General features: G+C 66.2%; 26 protein-coding genes and 1 tRNA gene. 15 read left to right on the top strand and 12 right to left on the bottom strand.

Annotation, left to right across the window (positions count from 1 at the left end):
- The first annotated feature begins 69 nt into the window (after nucleotides 1-69).
- Nucleotides 70-678, top strand: a complete 609-nt coding sequence (locus Q4543_RS09715) for a nucleotidyltransferase family protein (RefSeq protein ID WP_303437711.1) — start codon at nucleotides 70-72, stop codon at nucleotides 676-678.
- A 62-nt stretch (nucleotides 679-740) separates the two neighbouring features.
- Here the strand turns inward: Q4543_RS09715 and Q4543_RS09710 are convergent, their stop codons facing one another.
- From Q4543_RS09710 to Q4543_RS09685, 6 genes are all read right to left on the bottom strand, one after another.
- Nucleotides 741-2,003, bottom strand: a complete 1,263-nt coding sequence (locus Q4543_RS09710; RefSeq protein WP_303437710.1) for a glycerate kinase — start codon at nucleotides 2,001-2,003, stop codon at nucleotides 741-743.
- A 24-nt stretch (nucleotides 2,004-2,027) separates the two neighbouring features.
- The gene (locus Q4543_RS09705) at nucleotides 2,028-3,731 is read right to left on the bottom strand and encodes a CoA-binding protein (RefSeq protein ID WP_303437708.1); all 1,704 of its coding nucleotides are present in this window, start codon (nucleotides 3,729-3,731) and stop codon (nucleotides 2,028-2,030) included.
- A 136-nt stretch (nucleotides 3,732-3,867) separates the two neighbouring features.
- The gene (locus tag Q4543_RS09700; RefSeq protein ID WP_303437707.1) at nucleotides 3,868-4,308 is read right to left on the bottom strand and encodes a lipocalin; all 441 of its coding nucleotides are present in this window, start codon (nucleotides 4,306-4,308) and stop codon (nucleotides 3,868-3,870) included.
- Complete coding sequence (locus tag Q4543_RS09695) at nucleotides 4,305-4,484, bottom strand: hypothetical protein (protein WP_303437706.1); 180 nt, start codon at nucleotides 4,482-4,484, stop codon at nucleotides 4,305-4,307. Before Q4543_RS09695 ends, Q4543_RS09700 begins: the two co-directional genes overlap by 4 nt.
- Nucleotides 4,485-4,631: 147 nt before the next feature.
- Nucleotides 4,632-5,384: an RlmE family RNA methyltransferase gene (locus tag Q4543_RS09690; protein WP_216005861.1), complete on the bottom strand. Its 753-nt coding sequence runs from the start codon at nucleotides 5,382-5,384 to the stop codon at nucleotides 4,632-4,634.
- Between the two features lie 61 nt (nucleotides 5,385-5,445).
- Nucleotides 5,446-6,354 carry a MoxR family ATPase gene (locus Q4543_RS09685; protein WP_303437705.1) on the bottom strand — a complete coding sequence of 303 codons (909 nt, stop codon included), beginning with the start codon at nucleotides 6,352-6,354 and terminating at the stop codon, nucleotides 5,446-5,448.
- A 193-nt stretch (nucleotides 6,355-6,547) separates the two neighbouring features.
- Here Q4543_RS09685 and Q4543_RS09680 point away from each other — a divergent pair, with 193 nt between their 5' ends.
- From Q4543_RS09680 to Q4543_RS09655, 6 genes are all read left to right on the top strand, one after another.
- On the top strand, nucleotides 6,548-7,561 hold the full coding sequence (locus Q4543_RS09680; protein WP_303437719.1) for a glycosyltransferase family 2 protein: 1,014 nt from the start codon (nucleotides 6,548-6,550) through the stop codon (nucleotides 7,559-7,561).
- Entirely contained in the window at nucleotides 7,558-8,175 is a 618-nt protein-coding gene (locus Q4543_RS09675; protein WP_303437704.1) for a hypothetical protein, read from the top strand. The genes Q4543_RS09680 and Q4543_RS09675 overlap by 4 nt, the downstream gene beginning before the upstream one ends.
- Complete coding sequence (locus tag Q4543_RS09670; protein WP_303437703.1) at nucleotides 8,172-10,445, top strand: glycosyltransferase family 2 protein; 2,274 nt, start codon at nucleotides 8,172-8,174, stop codon at nucleotides 10,443-10,445. Before Q4543_RS09675 ends, Q4543_RS09670 begins: the two co-directional genes overlap by 4 nt.
- A 3-nt stretch (nucleotides 10,446-10,448) precedes the next feature.
- Nucleotides 10,449-11,135 (top strand): FkbM family methyltransferase, encoded by a 687-nt coding sequence (locus tag Q4543_RS09665; RefSeq protein ID WP_303437702.1) that lies wholly within the window; start codon nucleotides 10,449-10,451, stop codon nucleotides 11,133-11,135.
- Nucleotides 11,136-12,188, top strand: coding sequence for a glycosyltransferase family 2 protein (locus tag Q4543_RS09660; protein WP_303437701.1), 1,053 nt, complete (start codon nucleotides 11,136-11,138; stop codon nucleotides 12,186-12,188).
- Between the two features lie 135 nt (nucleotides 12,189-12,323).
- On the top strand, nucleotides 12,324-13,247 hold the full coding sequence (locus Q4543_RS09655) for a phosphoadenosine phosphosulfate reductase (RefSeq protein ID WP_303437700.1): 924 nt from the start codon (nucleotides 12,324-12,326) through the stop codon (nucleotides 13,245-13,247).
- On the opposite strand, the gene Q4543_RS09650 is transcribed toward Q4543_RS09655, so the two are convergent.
- Together Q4543_RS09650 and Q4543_RS09645 are read right to left on the bottom strand one after the other, a co-directional pair.
- Nucleotides 13,244-13,993: a GNAT family N-acetyltransferase gene (locus Q4543_RS09650; RefSeq protein ID WP_303437699.1), complete on the bottom strand. Its 750-nt coding sequence runs from the start codon at nucleotides 13,991-13,993 to the stop codon at nucleotides 13,244-13,246. The two genes, Q4543_RS09655 and Q4543_RS09650, sit on opposite strands and share 4 nt — an antisense overlap.
- Before the next feature lie 11 nt (nucleotides 13,994-14,004).
- The gene (locus tag Q4543_RS09645; protein ID WP_216005869.1) at nucleotides 14,005-14,463 is read right to left on the bottom strand and encodes an outer membrane protein assembly factor BamE; all 459 of its coding nucleotides are present in this window, start codon (nucleotides 14,461-14,463) and stop codon (nucleotides 14,005-14,007) included.
- A gap of 101 nt (nucleotides 14,464-14,564) precedes the next feature.
- On the opposite strand from Q4543_RS09645, the gene Q4543_RS09640 reads away from it, so the two are divergent.
- The 8 genes from Q4543_RS09640 (at nucleotide 14,565) to Q4543_RS09605 (ending at nucleotide 20,671) form a co-directional block, all read left to right on the top strand.
- A complete protein-coding gene (locus Q4543_RS09640) occupies nucleotides 14,565-15,149 on the top strand; it encodes a DUF177 domain-containing protein (protein ID WP_303437698.1) in 585 nt (194 codons plus the stop codon).
- Nucleotides 15,150-15,308: 159 nt separating this feature from the next.
- Complete coding sequence (gene rpmF, locus Q4543_RS09635; RefSeq protein ID WP_216005871.1) at nucleotides 15,309-15,515, top strand: 50S ribosomal protein L32; 207 nt, start codon at nucleotides 15,309-15,311, stop codon at nucleotides 15,513-15,515.
- 23 nt (nucleotides 15,516-15,538) lie between these two features.
- Nucleotides 15,539-16,660 (top strand): phosphate acyltransferase PlsX, encoded by a 1,122-nt coding sequence (plsX, locus tag Q4543_RS09630; RefSeq protein ID WP_216005872.1) that lies wholly within the window; start codon nucleotides 15,539-15,541, stop codon nucleotides 16,658-16,660.
- A complete protein-coding gene (locus tag Q4543_RS09625) occupies nucleotides 16,657-17,628 on the top strand; it encodes a beta-ketoacyl-ACP synthase III (protein ID WP_303437697.1) in 972 nt (323 codons plus the stop codon). Before plsX ends, Q4543_RS09625 begins: the two co-directional genes overlap by 4 nt.
- 104 nt (nucleotides 17,629-17,732) lie before the next feature.
- Nucleotides 17,733-18,035 (top strand): integration host factor subunit alpha, encoded by a 303-nt coding sequence (gene ihfA / locus Q4543_RS09620; RefSeq protein WP_216005874.1) that lies wholly within the window; start codon nucleotides 17,733-17,735, stop codon nucleotides 18,033-18,035.
- 39 nt (nucleotides 18,036-18,074) lie between these two features.
- Nucleotides 18,075-19,322, top strand: coding sequence for a MerR family transcriptional regulator (locus Q4543_RS09615; protein ID WP_303437696.1), 1,248 nt, complete (start codon nucleotides 18,075-18,077; stop codon nucleotides 19,320-19,322).
- A gap of 76 nt (nucleotides 19,323-19,398) precedes the next feature.
- Nucleotides 19,399-19,475: transfer RNA gene (locus tag Q4543_RS09610), tRNA-Pro, on the top strand.
- Nucleotides 19,476-19,594: 119 nt separating this feature from the next.
- Entirely contained in the window at nucleotides 19,595-20,671 is a 1,077-nt protein-coding gene (locus Q4543_RS09605) for a 2'-deoxycytidine 5'-triphosphate deaminase (RefSeq protein ID WP_303437695.1), read from the top strand.
- Nucleotides 20,672-20,725: 54 nt separating this feature from the next.
- Here Q4543_RS09605 and scpB read toward each other — a convergent pair whose 3' ends face one another.
- Genes scpB through Q4543_RS09585 form a run of 4 tightly spaced genes read right to left on the bottom strand, consistent with a single transcriptional unit; the run spans nucleotide 20,726 to nucleotide 24,256 of the window.
- A complete protein-coding gene (gene scpB, locus Q4543_RS09600) occupies nucleotides 20,726-21,385 on the bottom strand; it encodes an SMC-Scp complex subunit ScpB (protein WP_216005876.1) in 660 nt (219 codons plus the stop codon).
- Nucleotides 21,382-22,179 (bottom strand): ScpA family protein, encoded by a 798-nt coding sequence (locus Q4543_RS09595; protein ID WP_303437694.1) that lies wholly within the window; start codon nucleotides 22,177-22,179, stop codon nucleotides 21,382-21,384. The genes scpB and Q4543_RS09595 overlap by 4 nt, the downstream gene beginning before the upstream one ends.
- Nucleotides 22,179-23,183 carry a glycoside hydrolase family 3 N-terminal domain-containing protein gene (locus Q4543_RS09590; RefSeq protein ID WP_303437693.1) on the bottom strand — a complete coding sequence of 335 codons (1,005 nt, stop codon included), beginning with the start codon at nucleotides 23,181-23,183 and terminating at the stop codon, nucleotides 22,179-22,181. Before Q4543_RS09590 ends, Q4543_RS09595 begins: the two co-directional genes overlap by 1 nt.
- Nucleotides 23,180-24,256, bottom strand: a complete 1,077-nt coding sequence (locus Q4543_RS09585) for an SPOR domain-containing protein (protein ID WP_303437692.1) — start codon at nucleotides 24,254-24,256, stop codon at nucleotides 23,180-23,182. The genes Q4543_RS09590 and Q4543_RS09585 overlap by 4 nt, the downstream gene beginning before the upstream one ends.
- Nucleotides 24,257-24,266: the final 10 nt, after the last annotated feature.

Here is a 24,266-nt window from a genome sequence, read left to right as displayed (position 1 = left end):
TAAACTTGTCTGAAGTTTGCGCTGTCAAAAAATCCCCCCTCACCTCGCAACCTGCGGTATAAGGCTCGCATGGGAGGAATCGCTGTACTTATACCCGCCGCCGGCTCCAGCAGCCGGATGCGCGGAACCGACAAGCTGCTGATGGACGTGGGCGGCCAACCGCTGCTGCGCCGGTTGGCAGAGGCGGCTCTGGCCGCCGCAAACCACGTCTGCGTGGCCCTGCCGGGCCACCAGCATCCCCGCGCACAGGCGCTCGCCGGCCTGCCGGTTCAGATTGTCGAGGTGCCGGATGCGGATCTTGGCATGTCCTCGTCGTTCCGGCGGGGTGTGGGGCTGATGCCCCATGGTTTCGAGGCTGTCATCGTCCTGCCGGCCGATATGCCCGAGCTTTGCGCCGATGATCTGCGCGCCGTGATCGACACCTATCGTCGCTCGCCGCGCCCGGTGCTGGTGCAGGCCACCGCCGAAGACGGCACGCCGGGTCACCCGGTACTGTTCCCGTCCGACTGCTTTCCGGCGCTGACCGCTCTGACCGGGGATATGGGGGCACGCACCGTGCTTAGCGCCAACATGCACCGGCTGCGGCAGGTCGCCCTGCCCGACCAGCGCGCGCTGGTCGATCTCGACACGCCGGAAGCCTGGGCGGAATGGGAAGCCGCACAGCAGGCGGCGGAGTAAGCGCCAAGACGCAACAGATTGGCCCGGTGCACAGCACCGGGCCTTTTTCATGCAGCGCGAGGTCAGGCGGTGATCAACACCGCCCGAAAATCATTTACGTTCGTGCCCGTCGGACCCGGCGCAAAGATCGCGTTCACCGCATCGAACGCGCCCCATGCATCGTTGCGACCAAGCCGGGTCATCGCGTCTTCGCCGGTGGCGCGCAGCGCAGCGGCGGTGCCGCCATCGGCAAAAGCACCGGCGTTGTCCTCGCTGCCGTCGATGCCGTCGGTGTCGGCTGCCAGCGCCTGCACCGTGGTCACGCCGTCGATGCCATGGGCAAAGGCCAGCAGGAATTCGGTGTTGCGCCCGCCGCGCCCGCCTTTGCCGCGCAGGGTCACCGTGGTCTCGCCCCCCGACAGCAGCACCACCGGCGCGGCAAAGGGCCGCCCGCGCGCCGCGATCTCGCGGGCCACCGCAGCGTGGACAAAGCCGACATCGCGCGCCTCGCCCTCGATGCTGTCGGACAGGATCGCGGCCGGAATGCCCTCTGCCTCGGCCTTGCGCGCGGCGGCTTCCAGCGACAGGCGCGCCGATGCAACCACCCGCACCTCGTTGCGGGCAAAGCAGGCATCCGACGGATGCGGCGCGCGCGAAGCCTCAGAGCGGATATGTGCCAGAATATTGGCGGGGAGAGAGATATTCCACGCCGCGATCATCCGCAGCGCCGTTTCGGCATCCACCGCGTCGGGCACCGTTGGCCCCGACGCCACCTGCGCCGGATCGTCGCCCGGCACGTCCGACACCACAAGGCTGACCACCCGCGCCGGCGCGCAGGCTGCCGCCAGCCGCCCGCCCTTGATGTCACTGGCGTGTTTGCGGATGGCATTCATCACCCCGATCGGCGCGCCCGAGGCCAGCAGCGCGCGGTTCAGCGCCTGCTCATCCTCAAGCGTCAGCCCGGCGGGAGGCGCGGGCAACAGCGCCGAGCCGCCACCGCAGACCAGCGCCACCACAAGATCGTCTTCGGTCAGCCCCTCGACAGCGGCGAACAGCGCCTGCGTCGCCTCCAGCCCTGCGGCGTCGGGCACCGGGTGGGCGGCTTCCAGCACTGAAACGTTGCGGCAAGGCGTGGCATAGCCGTAGCGCGTGACCACGACACCGGTCAGCGGGCCATCCCACAGATCCTCGAAAGCGGCGGCAAGCTGCGCCGCTCCCTTGCCAAGGCCGACAACGACCGTGCGCCCCTTTGGCTTTTCAGGCAGTGCCCCGGCCAGCGCGACGCGCGGGTCTGCGGCGGCGACGGCGGCCTCGAACAGGCCAGTCAGAAAATTTCGATGGTCCATCCTGCGGCCCTCCTTGTGTTTCGTTCAGCCACCGGCGGCACGGATCTGCAATCCTGAGGCGCGTGGGCGACCGGTCTCTTGCAGGCGCAGCACCAGACGAACCTCGTCCAACGCGCCGTCCTGGGCGATGACGTAGTCCTGCACCGTCATCAGCGCGGGAACAACCGTAGCGATCACCTGTGGTTCCACGCCGAGCCCCGCAAGCAGCGCCTTTGCCTCGCCCGCGCGCAGCGGCAGCAGAGCCGAAACCGATTGCGCGCGGCGGCGCAGGGTCATCACATAGCCAAAGCCACCAGCAGCAACCACGCCAAGCCGAACGCCGGGCGCCGCCGTGCCCGTCCCGGCGGGGAGGAATTCCAGCCCCTGCTCTGACAGCGCTGCATGGGCATCCTCGGGCACGCGCGGCGTGCTTCGATCCGGCACGAAGATATCTTCGGGAATGCGCCGAGGCCCGCCCAGTTCGACGCAGGCGCGCAGCCCTTCAAGCGCAGCAGACAGCCCTGACAGCGGGATCAGCTTTTGCGCCATCAACGCCTCGGCCAGCTCTTCGGGCATGCCCTCGGGCAAGGTCGAGACCAACGCCAGCGGCATTCCAACATTGCGCCGTGCCGCCGCCGCCGCATCGACCAGCTGCTTCCAGCTGTCATCGCAACTACGATCGGCGCGCGGGTGATCCATGGACAACAGCGTCAACACGGCTTTTCCCGACATCACCTCGGCGATGATCCGCGACACGCGGGCCGCCGATGTGCCCGCCGCCGAGCGCGCATCCAGCGGATTCGAAAGCGCCACACCCGGTGCAAGATCCGCGCCAAGCGCAATGCGCTGCAGCTCGGTCAGGGGCGGGAACTGCAGCCCCGCCGCGATTCCCAGATCGCGCAGCACCGCGCCCGATGTGCCGCTGAAGGACAGCGATGCAAAGGCATTGGCCGGAAGCACGCCCAGAACATGCAGGATCTTGAGCGCCTCGAGAAAGCCTTCGGGGCTGCGCACCCGCGCCATGCCAGCGCGCGCGATCAGGGCGGTGGCGGCGCGCTCGTCGCCCGCGCGCAGCACGACGACCGACTTGCCGAGCCGCTCGGCCTCGCGTCCCAGCGCGATGAACGCCTGCGGGCTGCCAAGATCCTCGGCCTGCACGCCCAGCGCGCTGATGCGCTCGTCCGCCAGCAGCGCGCGCGCAAGCGCCGAGATGCCGGTCTGTGCGCCACCCTGTGGTTGCACCGTGATGCAGGCAATGGGCAGCCCGCGGCGTTGCATCGACAGCGCTTCGGCAAAGGCGGCGCTGCGGGTCACGATGGCAACCCCGCGCTTGAGCGGGCGCAGCCCATGGCTGCGCGCCCAGATCGGCGCATGTTCCAGCGCGTTGAGCAGGCCGGGGCATTCCGGCCCCAGCAGCGGCATCTGCCCTGCCGCCTCGGCAAGCGCCCCGGCATCGGCTCGCCCTTCGCAGATCGCGCCGCCCGCGCCGCGCGCCGACAGCTGCGACACCGCCGCGACAGCCGCCGTGCCATGCGCTTCGATCAGGGCCAGATCCGGCGGCGCTGGCAGCCGGTCGATACCGGCAAAGCAGCGCACCCCGTCGATGGTCCCGTCTTTGCCCGGAACGGGCCAGATGTCCCAGACATATCCCATGCCACGCAGGTTGCGGATGACGGAACGGCACCAGTCTTCGCCGCCCACAAGGGCAACGGAGCGCGGGCTCAACAGGCGGGAAAAGTCTCGGTTCATTGCTCTTCTTGTCTTGCCCCATGCGGTGCAGCTTGCACCCAAGGATTAAGTTTTGAGTGAATTCGCAAGAAGTTGCGAGCGCTTTCGACCATCTGGACTGGGTATTAACCTATGTTAATGCCAATCGGCGCGGATGTCAGCGCAACATTCTGTCAAGCGCATAGCCATACCACGTCAGGATCTCGCGCGCGGCGCTCAGCCGCTCGCCCGAGGCTCCGCCGCGATCCATGATCCACACCCGCGTGCCACCGGGTTCCCCCAGCGCCGCCGTGCGGTTGTCTGCGTCGATCCAGTGCACCCATATCGGCTGCCCGGCCAGCCGGAAGCGCCCCATACCTTCGTCGGCAATCGGCATCGGCGCACCGTCGATGCGCATCAGGCCATCGTGCACGGCGATGCGCGCACCCGGCCGCACCCCGGCGCCTTCGATGACGACCCAGTCTCCGGAAAGCCGCGCCAGAGCGGCATCGACCTGACTGGCGATGGGCGCAGACTCATCGCGCAGCGACAGCGGCGCCGGAGGCAGCTTTGGGGCCGCGCAGGCGCAGAGCAGCAGCAAAAGCCCAAGCGCCCTCATGCCCGCACTTCCAGAGCCAAAGCGGGCACGCCCGCCATCGCCGCGCCAGAGCGCGCGTGCTCCCCGCCCTGCGGCGAGACCCCCACTTGATCCCCCGTCGCGACAAAACCGCAGCCAAGCGACATCGGCCGCGCACCTTGGGTGTTGCTGTCGTCGTAACACAGGCTGGTGGTCATTGTTTTGCTCGCTCTCGCCTCTGTGCGCAGCCTGCCGCAGACGGCCCCGGTTTCGAAGCGGTCCGCCTGCTCGCCCCGCAAATCGCCAACGCCCTGCGCGATCGCGCTGCGGCGTCCTTTGACGCGCCGCCGCCAATCTAGGCGCGGTCAGGCCTGCGGGCCGCGAAAGCCCATGGCAACAACGAATTTCTCGGAGGAATCCGAACGGCTCGCCGCCGGTTTCACGTTCGCCACCTTGTCGAACCGCTTCTTCAGCAGCGCCTGCAAGCCTTGCTCGGCCCCGCCCGCAAGCACCTTGGCGACAAAGGTGCCGCCCGGCTCCAGCACGTCAAAGGCCAGCGCCGCCGCCGCCTCGCACAGCGCGATGATGCGCAAATGGTCGGTCTGCTTGTGGCCCGAAGACGAGGCCGCCATATCCGACATCACCACATCCGCATTGCCGCCAAGCCACGCCTTGACCTGAGCGTCGGCCTCATCAGCCATGAAATCCAGCTGGTGGATTTCTGCCCCGGCGATCGGCACGACCTCTTGTAGATCGACGCCGAGCACAAAGCCCTGCGCCTTGCCCGCCCGCTCGCCCAGCGCGTTGACGCGGGGAACGGCCACTTGGCACCAGCCGCCCGGCGCGCAGCCCAGATCGACCACCCGCGCCCCCGGCACGAGAAAATTGTACCGCTCGTTCAACTCAAGGATCTTGTACGCCGCCCGACCGCGATAGCCGTCGATCTGGGCGCGTTTGACGTAGGGGTCGTTGAGCTGGCGCTGCAACCACATGGTCGAGCTGAGCTTGCGCCCGCGCGCGGTCTTGACCTTGACCTTCAGGTCGCGCTGGCCGCGCCCCGATGTGTTCTTGCCGGTCGGTGTGTTGCCGCCCGCGCCGCTGCCGGGTTTCTTCGCCATGTCTTGCGCCTCGCATAGGATCCGAGCGTCATGCCCCGCCCAGCGCCATTGTGCAACCGGATCAGCCGCGATCCAACCCGCTGCGCGCCTCGTTCAGCAGCCGCGCCGCCTCGGAGCCCTGAATTTTCGCGATGTCGTCCTGATATTTCAGGATCGCCCCCAGCGTGTCCGAGATCACCTCGGGCGACAGATCCACCACATCCAGCGCCAGCAGGCATTTCGCCCAGTCGATGGTTTCCGCCACGCCCGGTTTCTTGAAGATGTCCTCGGTGCGCAGCCCCTGCACAAAGGCGACGATCTCGTGGCTGAGCCGTTCGGCAAGCCCCGGCTCGCGAGCGTGCAGGATCTCTACCTCGCGCTCGAAATCGGGGTAGTCGACCCAGTGATACAGGCAGCGGCGCTTGAGCGCGTCATGCACCTCGCGGGTGCGGTTCGATGTCAGGATGACGATGGGCGGCTCGGGGGCCTTGATGGTGCCCAGCTCTGGAATGGTGACCTGAAAATCGCTCAGCGCCTCCAGCAGGAAGGCCTCGAACGGCTCGTCGGTGCGGTCGAGCTCGTCAATCAGCAGCACCGGGGCGCCGTTGGCATCGGGGCGCATCGCCTGCAGCAGCGGGCGCTCGACCAGAAAATCCGGCCCGAACAATTCCTGCTGCAACAGCTCGCGGTCGGCCCCGCCCTGCGCCTCGGCGGTGCGGATGGCGATCATCTGCGCCGGAAAGTTCCATTCATAAACCGCCGAAGACGCATCCAGCCCTTCGTAGCATTGCAGCCGGATCAGGCGGCGACCCAGCATCAGCGCCAGCGCCTTGGCGATCTCGGTCTTGCCGACGCCCGCCTCACCTTCAAGGAACAGCGGCCGGCCAAGGCGCAGCGACAGGAACACCACCGTGGCCAGCGACCGGCCACAGACATAGCCCGCGCCTGCGAGTTTTTCCTGCACCTCGTCGATGCTTGCGGGGATCTGCATGGGGGGTCTCCTCTCTCCTCGGCTACCGGAGTGCCGTTCCTTCGCGCCCCGGTCAATCCCCCGAAAGTCGCGGCTCGATTGACGGGCGTTAAGCAAGCTGCGATGATTCGGCATTAGAACAGCTCACGAAGGATCAACCTTCGGGCGTTCAGGCAGACCGGGCAGGACCATGGCAGCACTCAGGGCAGACGACCTGCGCGTCACCGCGATAACATGCGTCAAGAACGAGGGGCCATTCGTGCTGGAATGGATCGCCTTCAACCGGCTGATCGGGGTGACGGATTTCCTGATCTATTCCAACGATTGCAGCGATGGCACCGATGCCTTGCTCGATGCGCTGGGGGCGTATGGCGTGGTGCATCTGCCCAACCCGGCGCAGGGGCGCAATTACCAGATGGAGGCGCTGAAGGCCGCCGCCAGACACCCCCTTGTCACCGGGGCGGACTGGGTCTGGGTGGCGGATGTGGATGAATTCCTAAACATTCATGTGCCCGGCCATGACATTGCAGCGCTGATCGCGGCCTGCGGCGATCCACAGGCGATTACGGTGCCCTTCCAGTTCTTTGCCAATTGCGGCGTTATGCAGTTCGAAGACGCCCCGGTGATTGCCCAGTTCCCCCGCTCGCACAATCCCGACCTGTGGTGCGCCGATACGGCGATCGAGGTCAAGACACTGGTGCGCAAGGATTTCCCGCTGCATTATTACGGCGCGCACCGGCCCTTTGCCCGCAAGGGAGCACCCCAGCCGACGTGGACGGATGGCTCGGGCCGCGCGGTGCCGGGCAAGTTCCTGACTGCCGCCAACCCGCGCCGCCTTCGCCGGTTTCCCGCCGCCGGGGCGCGGCGCTTCGCGACGTTGAACCATTACGCGCTGCGCTCGCTCGACAGTTATCTCGTCAAGAACGACCGGGGCGATGTGAACCGCGGCGGGCGCGCTTTTGACGACAGTTACTGGCGCGAACGCAACGATCCCGCATGGGAGGATCTGTCGATCCGCCGCTATCTTCCCGCGCTGACTGAAGCGCTGGACGAGATGAAAACCCATGTCGGCGCACTGCACGATGCCTGCGTCGCCGCCCACCGCGCCCGCGCTGCCGAACTGGCGCAAGACCCGCACTACGCTGCGCTGCGCAAACATCTGCAGGGGCTGCCCACCTTTCCCCCCGGAGAGCTGGAGCTGGCCCGCGAGCTGGGGCTGGCCCCATGAGCGTGCGGGTTATCAACCTTGGCCTGCCCAAGACCGGCACCACGACGCTGGCCGTGGCGCTGGAAAAGGCCGGGCTGGTGGTGGCGGATTTTCGACTGCGCCGGGGCTCCTGCCCCGACAAGGCCATCGCCGGCAGCTTTGTCGCGCGGCAACTTTACGATGGCTATTACGGCTCTGGCGATCCGCTGCAACGGCTTGGCAGCATCGACGCGCTGACCGAGATTTCGGTGCTGAACCAGACCTACTGCCTGTGGCCGCAGACCGATTTCGGCCTGATCGAAGCGCTGCGCAACCATCATCCCGATCTGCGCTTCGTGGCCTCTTGGCGCGCGCCGCAGGATGTGGCGCAGTCGATGCTGCGCTGGTCCGATCTTGGCACCGACCGGCTGCCGCGCGGCAATGTTCCCGGCTTGCCACGCGGTTACGGCGAAACGCGGCTGCAACGGGTGCAATGGGTGACGCAGCATTACGCCTTTCTTGATCGCCTCTTCGCGGGCGATCCACGCTACCTGCGCTATGACACCGCCGCGCCCGATGCCCCCCGCCGGATCGAGGCGCATCTTGGGCTGAGCCTGCCTTGGTGGGGCCGCGCCAACGAGAACCGCTCGGCATGAAGATCTTTGTCCATATCGGGCCAGACGCGCAGGCCGCCGACCGGTTGCAACGGGTGCTCGATGCCAAGCGCGCGCAGCTGCGCGGCAAGGGCGTGCTCTATGCCCGCTCGCCGGGCGCGCGCAATCATTCGCGGCTGTTCATGGCGATCAGCGGCCCCGTCGATGCGTTGCGCTTCAATCGCGGCTATGCCGGGCCCGACCAGCAGGCCGCCCTGCGCGCCGAGGTCGCCGCCCAGCTTGCGCAAGAGGTGGCGGCGGCGCAGCCAGACACGTTGATCCTGTCGGCGCACCAGCTTGGCACCTCGTTGCCCAGCCACGCCGAACGGGTCCGGTTGCGCGAATTGCTTGCCCCGCTGTCCGACGACATTCGCATCATCGCCCAGATCGACGATCCGGCGCGGATGCTCGCCCGCCGCTATGCCGCGCAGCTGCTGGAGGGGCGGACATCTTCGCTCGACCTCGAACTCGGGCTGTTGAGCGCTTCGAACTGGTGGCAGGCGGCGCTGGCCAGCCATGGCGCGCCCGACCCGGCGCGAGGCCAGTTTCCCGATGTGCAGGGCGCGGTGTACTGGCTTGATAGCGCGCAGCTGTGCGCGCAATGGGATGCGGTCTTTGGCGATGGCGCGACGCGGCTGCACGGCCTCGACCTGCCCGGCCTCTATGGCGAAAGCGCGACAGAGCATCTGCGCATTCTGTTCGACATAGCGCCGAGCATCGGCAAGGCCGAACCGGCCCGCTTGCCAGATCCGCCCTCTGCCGCGTGGCTGACCCGCTGCCGCCTGTTCAACGATGCGCTCATGCGGCTGCTGGCGCAGCGCGGCGAGAGTTTGCCGCGCCGAACCTGGCGCCGCCTGCTGACTGAGATCAAGACCTCTGGCGCGCCGCTGGATCCGGGCAGCCTGAGCGCGATTTCAGCGCGGTTTGCCAAGGATCTGCACCAGCTTGCGCAGGCCCATCCGGGACTGCGCCTGCCAGCGGCGCCAGAGCCACAGGCGCCGTGGGTCGAGGCAAAGCCAGACAAGGGCTTTCGCGCCACGCAATACCTCATGGCGATGGGATGGCGCATCTCGCAGGCTGCCGCACCTCCCAAGCCCCCCGCCCCGCCCGCCGAAACCCGACACCTGCCAACAGAGGCGCTGGCGCAGGTGATCCGGCTTGGCCGCTCCGGGCTTGCGCCGCACAACCGGCTCGGCGACATCGACGAGCAGACAGCGCAGCCCGCCTTTACCCCCGCCACGCGGCAAGGCGCTGACCGCCGTGTCATCGTGGGATGCATGAAGAACGAAGCGCCCTATATTCTGGAATGGCTCGCCTATCATCGCAGCATCGGCTTTGATGATTTCCTCATCTATACCAACGGATGCGAGGACGGCACCGCCGAGCTTCTGCACCGGCTGGATCAGCTTGGCCTTGCGCAGCACCGTGACAACAATGGCTGGCAGGGCAAATCTCCGCAGCAGCACGCGCTGGATGCGGCGCTGCGCGAGCCGGTGATGATCGGAGCGGACTGGATCGCCCATATCGACGTGGACGAATTCATCAACATCCGCTGCGGCAATGGCACGCTGGACGATCTCTTCGCCGCGGCCCCCGATGCGACCAACATCGCCATGACCTGGCGGCTGTTCGGTCATGGCGGCGTGACGCAGCTGCACGACCGCCCCGTCATCGAACAGTTCGAGACCTGCGCGCCCAGCTACTGCCCCAAGCCGCACACCGCCTGGGGTTTCAAGAGCCTGTTCCGCAACATCGGCGCCTACGGCAAGATCTCGTGCCACCGCCCGAACAAGCTGATGCAAGGGTTTGAAGACAAGGTGAAATGGGTCAACGGCTCGGGCCGCGACATGACCGCCGAGGCCAGCCGCCACGGCTGGCGCAATTCCCGCAAGACCATCGGCTATGATCTGGTACAGCTCAACCATTACGCCCTGCGCAGTGCCGAAAGCTTTCTGGTCAAACGCCAGCGCGGGCGGGCGCTGCATGTGGATCGCACGATCGGACTGAACTACTGGATCCGCATGGATTGGTCCGGCGCCCGCGACATCAGCATCCAACGCAACCTGCCGCGCCTGCGCGCCGAGATGAGCCGCCTGTTGCAAGACCCCGCGCTTCGGCGCTGGCATGACCACGGGCTGGCATGGCACCGCGCCAAGGCCGCCGAGCTGCGCGCAACCCCTGAATTCGCCGAGCTGTACGATCAGGCCCTCAGCCTGAAGCTGACAGACACCGAGCGGGTCGCGCAATCCCTTGCGCATGACATGGAAAGCTGAGCGATGGACGCGCCAAACCCTTTCATCCGCTCGCGCGGCCTGAAAATCCCCAAGCACCCCGAAATCACCACCGGCCGCATTCGCGGCGCGCTGCGCGACGGGCTCTACGAACGCAAGGAATGCGATGCCGTGATGCGCGTGGTGCGCCAGGGCGACCGGGTGCTCGAACTCGGGGGCGGCATCGGCTATATGTCGACCCTGCTCTCGGTGAGGAAAAAGGTCGCCTCGGTCGTAAGTTACGAGGCAAATCCGCAGCTGATCCCCTATATCCGCAGCGTGCACGACGCCAATGGCGTGGGCAATGTCGATTTGCGCAATGCCCTGCTGTCGCCTGAAGACGGCGCGCCGGTCGATTTCCATCTGCGGCGCAATTTCCTTGGCTCGTCGCTGGACCGCGAAAGCGACCCGGACACCATCGTAAAGACCGTGCAGGTGCCCCGCCACGGGCTGCGCCGCGTGCTAAAGGAAACCGCGCCCGACGTGCTGGTCTGCGACATCGAAGGGGCAGAGGCCGAGCTGCTTGCAGCCGCCGACTGGAGCGGGCTGCGTGTCGCGGTGATCGAACTTCACCCCCAGTGGATTGGCCAGAGCGGCGTTCAGGCGGTGTTCGATGCCATGCACCGGGCGGGGCTGAGCTATTTCCCCAAAGCCTCGGAGGCAAAGGTCGTGACGTTCAGGAAGGGCTGGTAGGTGGCCGGGATTGTCGCGGTGCTTTGCGTGCGGAACGAGGCGGCCTTTCTGCTCGACTGGCTGGCCCATCACCTTGTGGCGGGGGTCAGCCACGTAGTGGCGCTATCGAACGATTGCGAAGATGGCACCGATCTGATGCTGCAACGGCTTCAAGAGCTCGGGCATGTCACCCATATCCGCAACGACGGCCCACATGAGGGCGGCGTGCAATTCGCCGCGTTGCGCCTTGCCGATGATTGCCCGGCGGTGCGCGAGGCCGACTGGCTGCTGCCGCTTGATGTCGACGAATTCGTCAACGTGCACGTGGGCAATCGTACTCTGCCCGCATTGATCAAAGCCCTGCCTCGCGCCAACGCCATCACCCTGACATGGCGGCTGTTCGGCAATGCCGGGGTGCTGCGCTATCGCGACACGCCGGTGACGCAGCAGTTCACCCGCGCCGCCCCGGCGGACATGGTCTGGCCTTGGCGCGCGGCGATGTTCAAGACGCTTTACCGCAACGATGGCACCTACCGGAAGCTGGGCGTGCACCGCCCGCGCGATCCCGATCCATCCCGGATCGAGACGTCCATCTGGTACGATGGCGAAGGCCGCGCGCTGGAGCCGCATTTTCGCACCAAGCGGATCTTTTCCACCTACGGGCGCTCGAACTACAAACTGGCGCAGCTCAATCACTACCCGCTGGGCGCGATGGAAAGCTTCATCCTCAAGGCCGACCGGGGGCGCGCGGTGCATTCCGATCAGACGCTCGGCATGGATTACTGGACCGAGCGCAACTTTGCCGCCGTCGAGGACAAGACCGTGCTCGCGCTTGCGGATCGGGTGGCCGAGCAACGCAAGGCGCTTGCGCAGGACGCCCCTCTTGCCAGCCTGCACCGCGCGGCGGTGGCCTGGCGGCACGAGCGATTCGAGCGGTTGATGCTTGAAGAATCCTGCCGCGCCCTGATGGGGCGGCTGATGATGACCCCAGCCAGCCAGCCGCTGTCGCCCGGGCTCGCGCGCATCTTGCACAGCCACGCCAACCGGGCGCAGGGTCACAATCACGACCCCTAGAATTTTCCCTTATTCGAGCACAATTTCGCCCAATACCGGGGGCATTGTTTCCAAGACCAGCGAAAGATGTGGCCAATTCGGGCGCACATTGTGACAAGTGGCAGGCGGAAAACAGCGCCGGATCGGCAGGCAATCATGCAGGACCAGACAGATCTTTCAACGATCGACCTGAGCGGACTTCGCCGGGGGCAGTGGATTTCTCAGATCGCGAGCATTGGCGACGCCGAAGGCTTCTCCGAACCTTTGGGGCGGCGGCATCACGGCGTGTTTGTCGAACGTGGGCATACGCTTCTGGTCAGTTTCGAATCGCTTCCCGGCATCGAGGCCCTGTCCGACAACGCCACCCCCCTTGGCTGGGAGCTGGCGCAGACTGAGGGCTGGTCCTCGCTGGCGCTGATCTCGGCGCGCGACACGTGGTTTCGCGATCAGCGGGTGTTCGAGTTCTTCGACCAGTTGCTCGACGACGGGTTTTTCGACGAATTCGAGCAGGTGATCTTTTACGGTGCCGGCCCCTGCGGCTATGCGGCGGCGGCCTATTCGGTGACCTCGCCCGGCGCGCGGGTGCTGATGCTGCAACCTCAGGCCACGCTTGACCCCCGCGTCACCGAATGGGACGAGCGGTTTGCCGAATCGCGCCGGGTGGATTTCACCTCGCGCTTTGGCTATGCGCCCGACATGCTGGACGCCTGCGAAAAGGCCTTTGTGCTGTACGACCCGCGCGAACGGCTCGATGCGATGCATTCGGCGCTGTTCGAATGCAAGGGCGTGACGCGCTACCGGCTGCCGTTTATGGGCGGCGCGTTGCAGGGCGATCTGATCGAACTGGGGCTGCTGGTGCCGCTGCTCAAGGCGGTGGCTGATGACAGCCTCACCACCCTCAGCTTTGCCCGGATGATGCGGGCGCGGCGCGATCATTTACCATACCTTCGCAAGCTTCTGGCAAAGCTTGAGAAATCCGGGCGCACCGCGATGGCTGAAAGGCTGTGCGAGAATGTCTTGAACCGGCTCGAAGCCCCACGCTTTCGCCGACGGCTGGAAGCGATAAGGGCGGTTGGCTAACCGGCGAGCGCTCTTAGCGCGCGGGCACGGGCGGGCGGAATCGCTGCGACCTCGACCCCGGTGAACACGTGCAGCGTGCCCATGGCACGATCGACGACCGCGTGATCGCTGACCCAGCCCCCCATCGACAGGTAAGTACGTAGCAGGGGCGGCACCAGCTTCAGCCCGTCGCGCGGCGCGGCGCAGGACTCGAACGCCACGGTCTCGGGTGCCTTGCGCCCGACCTGCCAGCGCTCGGGCGCGACATGCCCGGCAAGGTAGGACAAGGCCGGTGCAAGCGGCGTGGGGTCGGTGCCGTGAAAGCTTGCGCAGCCAAACAGCATCCCTGCCCCGCCCCGATCCACCAGCGCGGTGATCGCCGCCCATGACAGGCGCAGGATATCCGGATCGCTCGCGCCGGGCCGGATGCAGAATCGCCCAAGTTCAAGCAGCGGCGCGTCGAACCCCGCCAGCCGCCCAAGGTCGTAATATTGCGCCGAATAGCTGCGCTCGATCTCGGCGCCGCGCGTCAGCCACAGGTAGCGGAAACAGGCCAGCGGCGCGCCGCCAGTGCTGGCCTCGACCAGCACATGCCGACAGACCGGGTCCATCGGGTCGATATCGGCGCCGCCGCCATGAAAGGCGATCCCCCGCAGCGCCTGCGCCGCGGCCAGATCCGCCGCGCCCTGCGCGTGGCGCACCCGCAACCGACCCCGTTGCAACAGGGTCGCGCCCTCGGCGGTATCGCCATGCAGGGGGGGCGACATGCCGGGCCGCCCTAGAGCCCGTCGCTCGTCAGCCCGCCAAGATTCAGCCCGCCGATGTTGCCAAAGAGCTTGCGGATAAAGCTGACCTCGCCGTCCGACGTGCGGGTGATGCGCCGCGACAGCGGCACCACATTGCCATCTTCCAGCCCGTAGCGGGTGATGTTTTCGACCACGCCCGCGCTATCGAAGGTCACCGCGACGACCTCGCGGTTGACCTCTTCGGGGGCTTTCCAGCCAAAGGTGCGGATCTCGGACGAGATGTAGTAAAAGCCACCCTCGTTCAGTACACCCGACGTGGTGGGCACGCCAATGACCTCTTCGACCGTGGCGCGAGTGTCCACGCCGGGCACGATCTGTTGCAGATCCGCCTCCGCCGGAGCATAGCCATGACTGCTGTACTGCGCGGTGCAGGCTGCAAGGCTGAACGCGGCGGCGATGATCACCGTCGCCAATCTTCTGGTATTCGCCATGGACTGCGTCCTGCCCTCTGTCTATCTACTTGCCCCTTGCGGGGGTTCTATCCCCGATTACATAACCGAGCCAAGCCGTTCAAGCAAAGGAAAGGCCGCCGATGACCAGCACGACCCCCACGCCGATGCGGTTGCGCGTCGCAAGCCTGCGAACAGGCAGCCCGACCGCCTTCGATCTGCGCCCTGACGAATCCGTGCGCAGCGCCGTTGCAGCCGAACTTGACCTGCTGTCGTTGCGCAAGCTGCGCCTGTCCGGCGCGCTGATTCCCGAAGGCCGCGATGCCTGGCGGCTCGACGCGGTGCTGGGCGCCACGGTGACCCAGCCCTGTGTCGTGACGCTTGCCCCGGTGACCACCCGCATCGATGAGCCGGTGACGCGGATCTGGCGGCCCGAATCCGCGCTGTCCCATCCCGGCGAAGGTTCGGAGATCGAGATTTCGGACGAGGACATCGACCCGCTGCCCGACGTGATCGACCTGCGCGCCGTGCTGAGCGAGGCCCTGGCGCTGGCCTTGCCGCAATACCCCCATGCCGAGGGCGCAAGCCAAGTGGCCGAGGCGCTCGACGAGGCCGCCGCCCCCGAGCCGGACGAGAAACGACCGAATCCCTTTGCCGCCCTCGAAGGGCTGAAATCGAAGCTTGACCAAGACCCGGAGGGCGGCGAAAGCGGCTCGGGCCCGGTCTGAGCCGCAATTCAGTCTTGCGTTTCGATGCGAAATCCCTATTTTCGCGCCTTCATCGGAATTCCGGGTTGCCACGGCCCCTGCCTTGAGATTATGAGGCCGGGCACGCCCGAACGGAACCGGGCAAATCCTTTGCCCCCTAGAACGCGAAAAGGTTGAGACATGGCCGTCCAACAGAACAAAGTATCCAAATCGCGCCGCAACAACCGTCGTGCACATGACGCTCTTGTCGCCGGCAACCCGAACGAGTGCACCAACTGCGGCGAGCTGAAGCGCCCGCACCATGTGTGCCCGTCCTGCGGTCACTATGCCGACCGTGAAGTCATCGCGTCCGCCGATGACATCGAGCTGGACGAAGACGCAGCCTGATAAAGATCCAGGGCTAGCGCCGCATGACCTCCGTTTCGGACAAAAAGCAGGCTGCCGGGCCCTTGGTCCTCTCCATCGACGCCATGGGCGGCGACCGTGGGCCGGCAACCATCGTTGCCGGTCTCGCCTTGTTTGCAAAGCGCAACAAGCAGGCACGGTTCATCCTGCACGGCCCCGCGAGCGAGCTTGAAGCGCTCGTCGCGAAGCGTGGCCTGACAAAACGCGTCGAAATCCGCGATGCCTCGGGCGTCGTGTCGATGACCGACAAGCCAAGTTCGGTGATGCGCAACGGCCAGAACACGTCGATGTGGTCGACGCTCGAAGCGGTGCGCGACGGCACGGCCGCCGTGGCCGTGTCTTGCGGCAACACCGGCGCGCTGATGCTGCTTTCGATGGTGCGTCTGCGCAAGCTGCCGGGCGTCAACCGCCCTGCCATCGCCGTGCTCTGGCCCTCGCGCAATCCGCAGGGGTTCAATGTCATGCTCGACGTTGGCGCCGACATCCGCGCCGATGCGGACGATTTGCTGAAATACGCGCTGATGGGGGTGTCTTACGCCCGCAACGGCCTGTCTCTGGACAAGCCCCGCGTTGGCCTCCTGAATGTCGGCACCGAAGAACACAAGGGCCGCGCCGAGCTCAAGCAGGCGCATGAGATGATCTCGGCGCAGGCCGAGGCCAACGGCTTTGAATTCGTCGGTTTCGCCGAGGGCGGCGACATTTCCGGCAGCCGCTGTGACGTTATCGTGACCGACGGTTTCACCGGCAATATCGCGCTCAAGACCGGCGAGGGCACCGCCTCTCTGATCGGCCAGTTCCTGCGCGAGGCCTTTGCCTATTCGCCCCTCTCCCGCGTCGCGGCGCTTCTGGCGCTGACCTCGCTCAAGCGGCTTCAGGTGCGAATCGATCCGCGCCGCAAGAACGGCGGCGTTTTTCTGGGGCTCAACGGCACAGTGGTGAAAAGCCATGGCGCTGCCGATGCGACAGGTGTGGCGGCGGCAGTAGAACTGGCGTACGATCTGGCGCAATCGGGCTTTGGCGACAGGCTGGCAGCCCGCATCGCCTCTGCCGCGAGCACTGCCGAAACGGCCGCAGCAGCAGATTCTGCCGCGCAGCTGACTGACAAGAAAGACGGTACGAATTCATGACGATACGTGCGCAGGTGGCGGGGATCGGGCACTATCTGCCGAAACGTGTTGTTCCCAATTCGGAACTGGAACAATCGCTCGATACCTCTGATGAGTGGATTCGCACCCGGTCCGGGATCGAACGCCGCCACATTGTCGCCGAAGGCGAGACAACCTCGGAAATCGCTGCCCATGCCGCGCGCAATGCGCTGGCCGATGCCGGGCTGACGGCAGGCGATCTGGACGCGCTCATCGTCGCGACCTCGACCCCCGATCTGACCTTCCCCTCCGCCGCGACCATGGTTCAGGCGCGCATCGGCATGGAAACCGGCTTTGCCTTCGACGTGCAGGCGGTCTGCGCCGGGTTTGTCTATGCGCTGGCCAATGCCAATGCGCTGATCGCGTCGGGCACCGCGCGCCGGGTGATGATCATCGGGGCCGAGACCTTTTCGCGCATCATCGACTGGAGCGATCGCAGCACCGCGGTGCTGTTCGGCGACGGCGCTGGGGCGCTGATCCTCGAGGCGGGCGATGGCGAGGGCACCCCACAGGACCGGGGCGTGCTGTCGGTCGATCTCAATTCGGATGGCCGTTTCCGCGATCTTCTTTACGTCGATGGCGGCGTGTCGACCAATTCCATCGGTTACCTGCGGATGGAGGGCAAGGAAGTCTTCCGCCACGCGGTCGCCAAACTGGCGGCCTCGGCAGAATCCGCCATGGAAAAGGCGGGCGTCACCGCAGCCGAAGTCGACTGGGTCGTGCCGCATCAGGCCAACATCCGCATCATTCAGGGCACCGCCAAGAAACTTGGCCTGCCGATGGAAAAAGTGGTGGTCACCGTGCAGGATCACGGCAACACCTCGGCGGCCTCCATCCCGCTTGCCCTGTCGGTCGGCGTGCAGAACGGCCAGATCAAGAAGGGCGACCTTCTGGTCACCGAAGCCATTGGCGGCGGGCTTGCATGGGGCGCAGTGGTCATCCGCTGGTAGAACGCTTCGGTTTTTCCGGGTGCCGCAGGCCTTAAGTAAGCCACTGTCATTGACTTGGAAATTTTCCCACGCCTATGCTGCGTGTAACTCCGGGAGGATTTTTTATGAGTGAAAAGACCCTGACACGTATGGATCTGAGTGAAGCGGTGTTCCGTGAGGTTGGATTGTCGCGCAATGAAAGCGCTGAATTGGTCGAAGCTGTGCTTCAACAAATGTCCGACGCTCTGGTGAGCGGCGAACAGGTCAAGATTTCGTCCTTTGGCACTTTTTCGGTGCGCGAAAAGGCGGCGCGAGTCGGGCGCAACCCGAAGACCGGCGAAGAGGTGCCGATCCAGCCGCGCCGGGTGCTGACCTTCCGCCCTTCGCATCTGATGAAGGACCGCGTGGCCTCGGGCAACAAGGGCTGATCCGCCCGGCCCCGTGCGCAGCATTAAGGACCAGAAGACATGAACAAGTCCCGCGACGCTTTCCGCACCATCTCCGAGGTTGCGGAGTTGCTGGACACTCCTGCGCATGTGCTGCGCTTCTGGGAAAGCAAGTTCACCCAGGTGAAGCCGGTCAAGCGGGCCGGCGGGCGGCGCTATTACCGCCCCGGCGATATTGCGCTGATCGGCGGCATCCGCAAGCTGCTGCACGAGGATGGGCTGACCATCAAGGGCGTGCAGAAGGTGCTGCGCGAACAGGGCGTCAAGCATGTGTCGACCCTTGTTCCGCTGCCGATCGACGACGCGGATGAGGCGGATTACGTCGAAGACGCGCCCTATACCGAAGTTCTCGCCGAAACAGCGACGGTTCTGCCCTTCGCTCCTGTCGACGACGAGTCGGCAAAGGCCTCGCATGGCGATGACCAGACCGAGATACCCTCGCCCGGATCAGCCTCGTCCGATCTGCCCGATTTCGTGACGCAATCGCTTGAGGACCGGGCCAACGACGATACCGTGGTCGAGTCGAAACCGCCCGAGGACAGCGCAGAGCCGCCAGAGATGGTGCGCGGCCAGCCGGACATCGCGCCAGAGCCGCAGGGCAGCGCTGAAATGCCGGGCGAGGCCGAAACCGCGCTGGCTGACCTTGCCGAAGACGACAGCACCAAAGCCCCCCCTGCCTCGCCCCCTCCCGAGCCGGAAGCGCTTGATGAACAGGACATCGGCCCAGAGGCCGCTTGCGAAGACGACACGCCGCAAGCGCCGGATTCGGACCCGAAGACCATGCTCGAAGCCCCCGGCGACGAGCACGAGGCAGAAACCGCCACGGAAGCGTCGGTTGCCGAGCCTGATGCCCTTGAACAGCCGATCAACGATGGCCCGGTCCTCGCTGAAGAGGACGATGCGGCCACAGGTGACACCGCTGGCATCGAAGGAGGGCCAGACACGTTCAGCCATGCGCAGGAGGCACAATCAGTGGCGTCTGATGCAGGCCTCGCGCCCCTTGATGACGCGCCCCTCGATGACGCCCCGCTGACGGCCTCTGTCGAGCCTGCCGAGCCCATCGAAGACAGCCCGGCCGACTCACATACGCCCTCCCCGATCATTCCGCCAATCCCGGCACAGGAAGACGCCGCGCCTGCTGCGCCCGGCCTGCTGGCGCATCTTGCCGGGATTGACCGGCTGTCACCCGAACAAAGCGCCCGGCTCGCGCCGCAGCTTGCAGCGCTGCGCGCCTTGCTGGACGCGCCGGATCAGGGCCCGCGCAAATGATCCGGCTCCACAGCGAAAAACCTTGCGATCGGGGGTTGCCCCCGCTGGGAAAACCAGTATGAAACGGCGCACAAGTCGGGCTATAGCGCAGCCTGGTAGCGCGTCCGTCTGGGGGACGGAAGGTCGCAGGTTCGAGTCCTGCTAGCCCGACCAAATACGTCTAAGCGACTTGTACGAACGCCCGGTGCTTGCACCGGGCGTTGTGCTTTGTTTTCGCCAGTTTCCATTTCAGCCAACCCTTGCTAAGCACGGCCGAACCACAGGAGACGGGCATGACAGGCGTTCTGGCCAGCCAGCAGATCGAAGAGCTTATCGCCGCCGGACAGATCCGGTGCGCTGCCCCCCCTGTTGCCGGGCAGATCCAGCCCGCCAGCCTCGACTTGCGGCTGGGGACCGAGGCAATCCGCGTGCGGGCCTCGTTCCTTGCCGGTGCCGGGCGCCGCGTGGCGGACCGGGTCGAGGAATTCGAAATGCACCGGGTCGACCTCACACAGGGCGCCGTGCTTGAAAAGGGCTGCGTCTACGTGGTTCCGCTGATGGAATCGCTGGCGCTGCCGCAGGGCATGACCGCCGTCGCCAATGCCAAGAGCTCGACCGGGCGGCTCGATCTGCTGACCCGCACCATCACCGATGGCGGCACCGAATTCGACCGGGTGGCGGGCGGCTACACCGGCCCACTCTACGCCGAGATCTGCCCGCGCAGCTTTTCGGTTCTGGCGCGCACCGGGATGCGGCTGAACCAGATCCGCTTTCGCCAAGGCCAGTCGGTGCTCAGCGATCCCGAACTCGTGGCCCTGCACGAGGCCGAAACCCTGGTCACGGGTGGCCCGGCGGTGATCGACCACGGGCTGGGATTCTCGGTCGATCTGCGCCCGAGCGACGGCGGCCTTGTAGGCTGGCGGGCCAAGCCGCACACCGGCGTGATCGACCTTGACCGCATCAACCATTACGACCCCGCCGAGTTCTGGGACCCGCTGCAATCGGCCAAGGGGCAGCTGATCCTCGACCCGGATGCGTTCTACATTCTTGTCAGCCGCGAGGCGGTGCATATTCCCCCAGCCTATGCCGCCGAGATGGCCCCCTACCTTGCGATGGTCGGCGAGTTCCGGGTGCATTACGCCGGCTTTTTCGACCCCGGCTTCGGTCATGCCGGGGCGGGTGGGACCGGCTCGCGCGGGGTGCTCGAGGTGCGCTGCCACGAAGCCCCCTTTGTGCTGGAACATGGGCAGGTCGTCGGGCGGCTGGTCTATGAGCGCATGGATACGCTTCCGACCCAGCTTTATGGCGCCGGGATCGCGTCGAACTATCAGGGTCAGGGTCTGAAGCTGTCAAAGCACTTTCGCAGCTGACGACTGCTCTGCCGGACCGTAGACGGGATGCCGCTACCGACCCGGCCTTGATGCTCAGTCCTCGAACAGCTCGGTCTGCCCCGGAGCCTCGTCTTCCGCTGCATCGTCTTCCGGTGCATCGTCCTTGGCGCTGCTAGCGTCCAGAATCCCCAGCGCCGGGCGACTTTCCAGCAGCCCCGCAGCGCGCAACTCCTGCACGCCCGGCAAGTCTCGCGCGGTTTCAAGGCCGAAGTGATCCAGAAAATCCTGCGTCACCACGAAGGTTACCGGCCGCCCCGGCGTCATCTTGCGACGGCCAAACCGGATCCATTCCATCTCGAGCAGCTGGTCCACGGTGCCACGCGAGACCGAGACGCCGCGGATCTCTTCGATCTCGGCACGGGTGATGGGCTGATGATAAGCGATGATCGCCAGCGTCTCGATGGCGGCGCGCGACAGCTTGCGGGTCTCGATGGTTTCCTTCTGCATCAGCCAGCCAAGATCGGGCGCGGTGCGCATCGCCCAGGCATCGCCGATGCGCACGATTCGCACGCCGCGCCCCTCATAGCGGGCACGCAGATGCACCAGCGCCTCGGCCGGATCGCAGCCATGCGGCAGGCGCTGTTCCAGCTCGCGCACGGTGATCGGCTCGGCGGTGGCAAACAGCACCGCCTCGACCATGCGTTCCTGATCTTCCATGGGCGGCGCCTCGAAAAGGCTGTCGTTGTCGCTCATTCCCGTCCATCCAGTTTGCGCAGCTGTATCGGCGCGAAGGTTTCCGATTGCCGGATCTCGGCCTGGCCTTCCTTGACCAGTTCAAGCGAGGCCGCAAAGGTCGCCGCCGTGGCCGAGCGCCATTTCACCGGATCGTCGTCCCAGCCATCGGGCAGCCACGAGGCGATATCTGTCCAGTGACCGGCAAAGCCGAGCAGCCCGCGCATCCGGCCAAGCGCTTCTTCCATGGTGTAGACGCTGTCGCGATCCATCACGAAGGGGCGGAATTGATCCTTGGTGCGCAGCCGCGCGTAGCCCTGCATCAAGTCGAGCAGCGTCGCGCTGTAGCGCACCTTGCGCACCCGCTCGACGGTCTGAATCTCGCCGCGCGCAAAGAAATCGCGGCCCAGCCGGTCGCGCCCCATCAGCCGCGCAGCGACGTCGCGCATCGCTTGCAGGCGTTCGAGCTGAAAGGCCAGATGCGCGGCAAGTTCCTCGCCCGAGGGGCCGTCTTCGGTGGGATCAGGGGGCAGCAGCAGCCGCGATTTCAGATAGGCCAGCCACGCCGCCATCACGAGGTAATCGGCGGCCAGTTCGATGCGCAGCGCCTTGGCTTTCTCGACAAAGCCCAGATACTGGCGCGCCAGGTCCAGCACCGAGATCTTGCGCAGATCGACCTTTTGCGAACGCGACAGCGACAGCAGCAGGTCGAGCGGCCCTTCGAAGCCATCGACGTCGACGATCAGCGCCTCGGCGGCAAGCCGGTCAGCGACGCTGAGCGTCTGGTCCAGAGGATCGAGATCATCTTCTTCCATCAGAGGCGCCCGGAGAGCAGGGCCTCACGCTCGGCCAACAGGGCCGCGATGTCAATCTCGGCCGGCACGGTGCGGGCGGCCAGCGCCGCCTCGGCGCGGCTCTGCGCGGCGCCGCTCATCACCCCGGCGCGGTCGGCAAGCGCCACCATTTCGGCGAAATCGCCGTTGCAATGCAGCACGCAATCGCAGCCTGCGGCCAGCGCCGCCTCGCCGCGCGTCGCCACCGTGCCCGAGAGCGCCTGCATCGAGATATCATCCGTCATCAGGAAGCCGGTAAAGCCGATGTCCTGCCGGATCAAGCGGATCATTGAGGGATCAATCGTCGCGGGCTGGGTGTTCAGCCCTTCGAACAGCAGATGCGCCGTCATGCCCAGCGGCATGTGGTGAAACGGTCGGAAGGCTGCGAAATCCACCGCGTCCAGCTCGGCGCGCGGGGCGTCGATGCGCGGCAGATCCTTGTGGCTGTCCAGCTGCGCAAGCCCATGGCCCGGCAGATGCTTGATCACCGGCAGCACGCCGCCCTCAAGCAGGCCCTGCGCCACGGCAAGGCCGATGTCTGTCACGGCGGCAGCACTCTCGCCATAGCAGCGGTTGCGCAGAAACGGATGGGTCTGCGGGCGGGCGACATCCAGCATCGGGGCGCAGTTGCCGTCGATGCCATAGCTCAGCAGCTCGGCGGCGATGATGCGATAGCGCAGCCGCATCGCCTGCGGCGCATGGGCGCCAAAGCGCATCACGTCATCAAGCGGCGGCAGCCAGTCGCAAGCCAGCGGCGGGCGCAGGCGCTGCACGCGCCCGCCCTCCTGATCGATAAACACCGGCGCGCGGCGGCCCACGACACTGCGCAGATCAGCCGTGAGCGCGCGAATCTGATCCGGCTCGGCAAGATTGCGTGCGAACAGGATGAAGCCATAGGGGTTGGCATCGGCAAAGAACCGGCGCTCGCGATCGCTCAGCGTCAACCCTTCGGGGGCAAGGATGGTGGCTCCAAAACGGGTGGTCACCGCGTGGTCACCGGAATGCAATCGGTGTTCTCGGCCACCAGTGCGGCGCAGAAGCGGCGGGCGTCGGACAGGTCTGCGAAGCCAGCGGCGCGCAGGCGGTAGAACACCCGCCCGCCCGAGGTGGCCCGTTCGATCACCCGATCCTTGCCCTGCATGAATTCGCCAAAGCGGGTGGAAAAGCGCTCCCATTCCTTGCGGGCGGTTTCGGGGCTGTCATAGGCTCCAAGCTGCGCCAGCCGGGTGCCCGCAGGCAGCGTGGCGGGGTCAAGATCCTTGGGCCCGGCAGAGGCCTGACTGGCGACCAGCGCCGCGACCTGCTCGGCCATCGGGGCCTTGGCCAGCGCGCCGGGACGGGTCTTTGGGCGCAGCGAGCGCGCCAGCGCGCCCGGCGGCGGGGCCTTGTAGATCGCATCCGAGCTGTCCTCGTTCTCGGGGAACAGATCAGAGCCGTCGGTGACGATCACCGGCTCTTCCTTGGGGATGGTCGGCATGTCGGGGTCTTCGGCGCTGTCAGCCATGTCGCCCAGCGGTGCGGCGCCGGCGGCGATCTGGTCGGCCAGCGCAAGAATGTCGACCTCGCCGTCCTCGGTGCGCGGCACCGGCTGGGCCTCCGGCCCCTGCGCAGCGTCGGGCGCCGAACCCGGCGCGGATTCGGCAAGCACCGGCGCGCCGAATTCGGTGCGCACCGGGGTTGGCCTTGGCGCAGCTGCGGGCAATTCCGATTGCGGCAGGTCTTCGGCAGACAGCCCGGGCTGCACCGGGGCCAGCATCAGCCGGTCCGGTACTGGCGCGGCAAGGCCGGTGCCCGCGATATCATTGACCGCCAACCCCTGATGTTCGGCCAGCTTGCCGCCCGGATCCTCCGGGGCGATGCGCATCGGGCCTTCCATCGCCATGACGACCGGAACCCCGGTCACGTCGCGCATCAACAGTTTGTAGCCCCAGACAGCGACCCCTGCCACCAACGCAAGCGACACCGCGGCCCCAGCCCAGTTGGCGAGGGTCGCGATCCTGCGTCCTGCGGGGGCCTCCGCCTCATCCGGCGCGGCCTCGTCATAGGTGAAATCCGCCATCTCTGCCTCT

It is taken from the genome of Salipiger sp. 1_MG-2023, assembly GCF_030547555.1.
GTDB lineage: Bacteria > Pseudomonadota > Alphaproteobacteria > Rhodobacterales > Rhodobacteraceae > Salipiger.
Note: the sequence above shows the minus strand (reverse complement) of the source record. Positions and strands in the feature narration are given on the sequence as shown.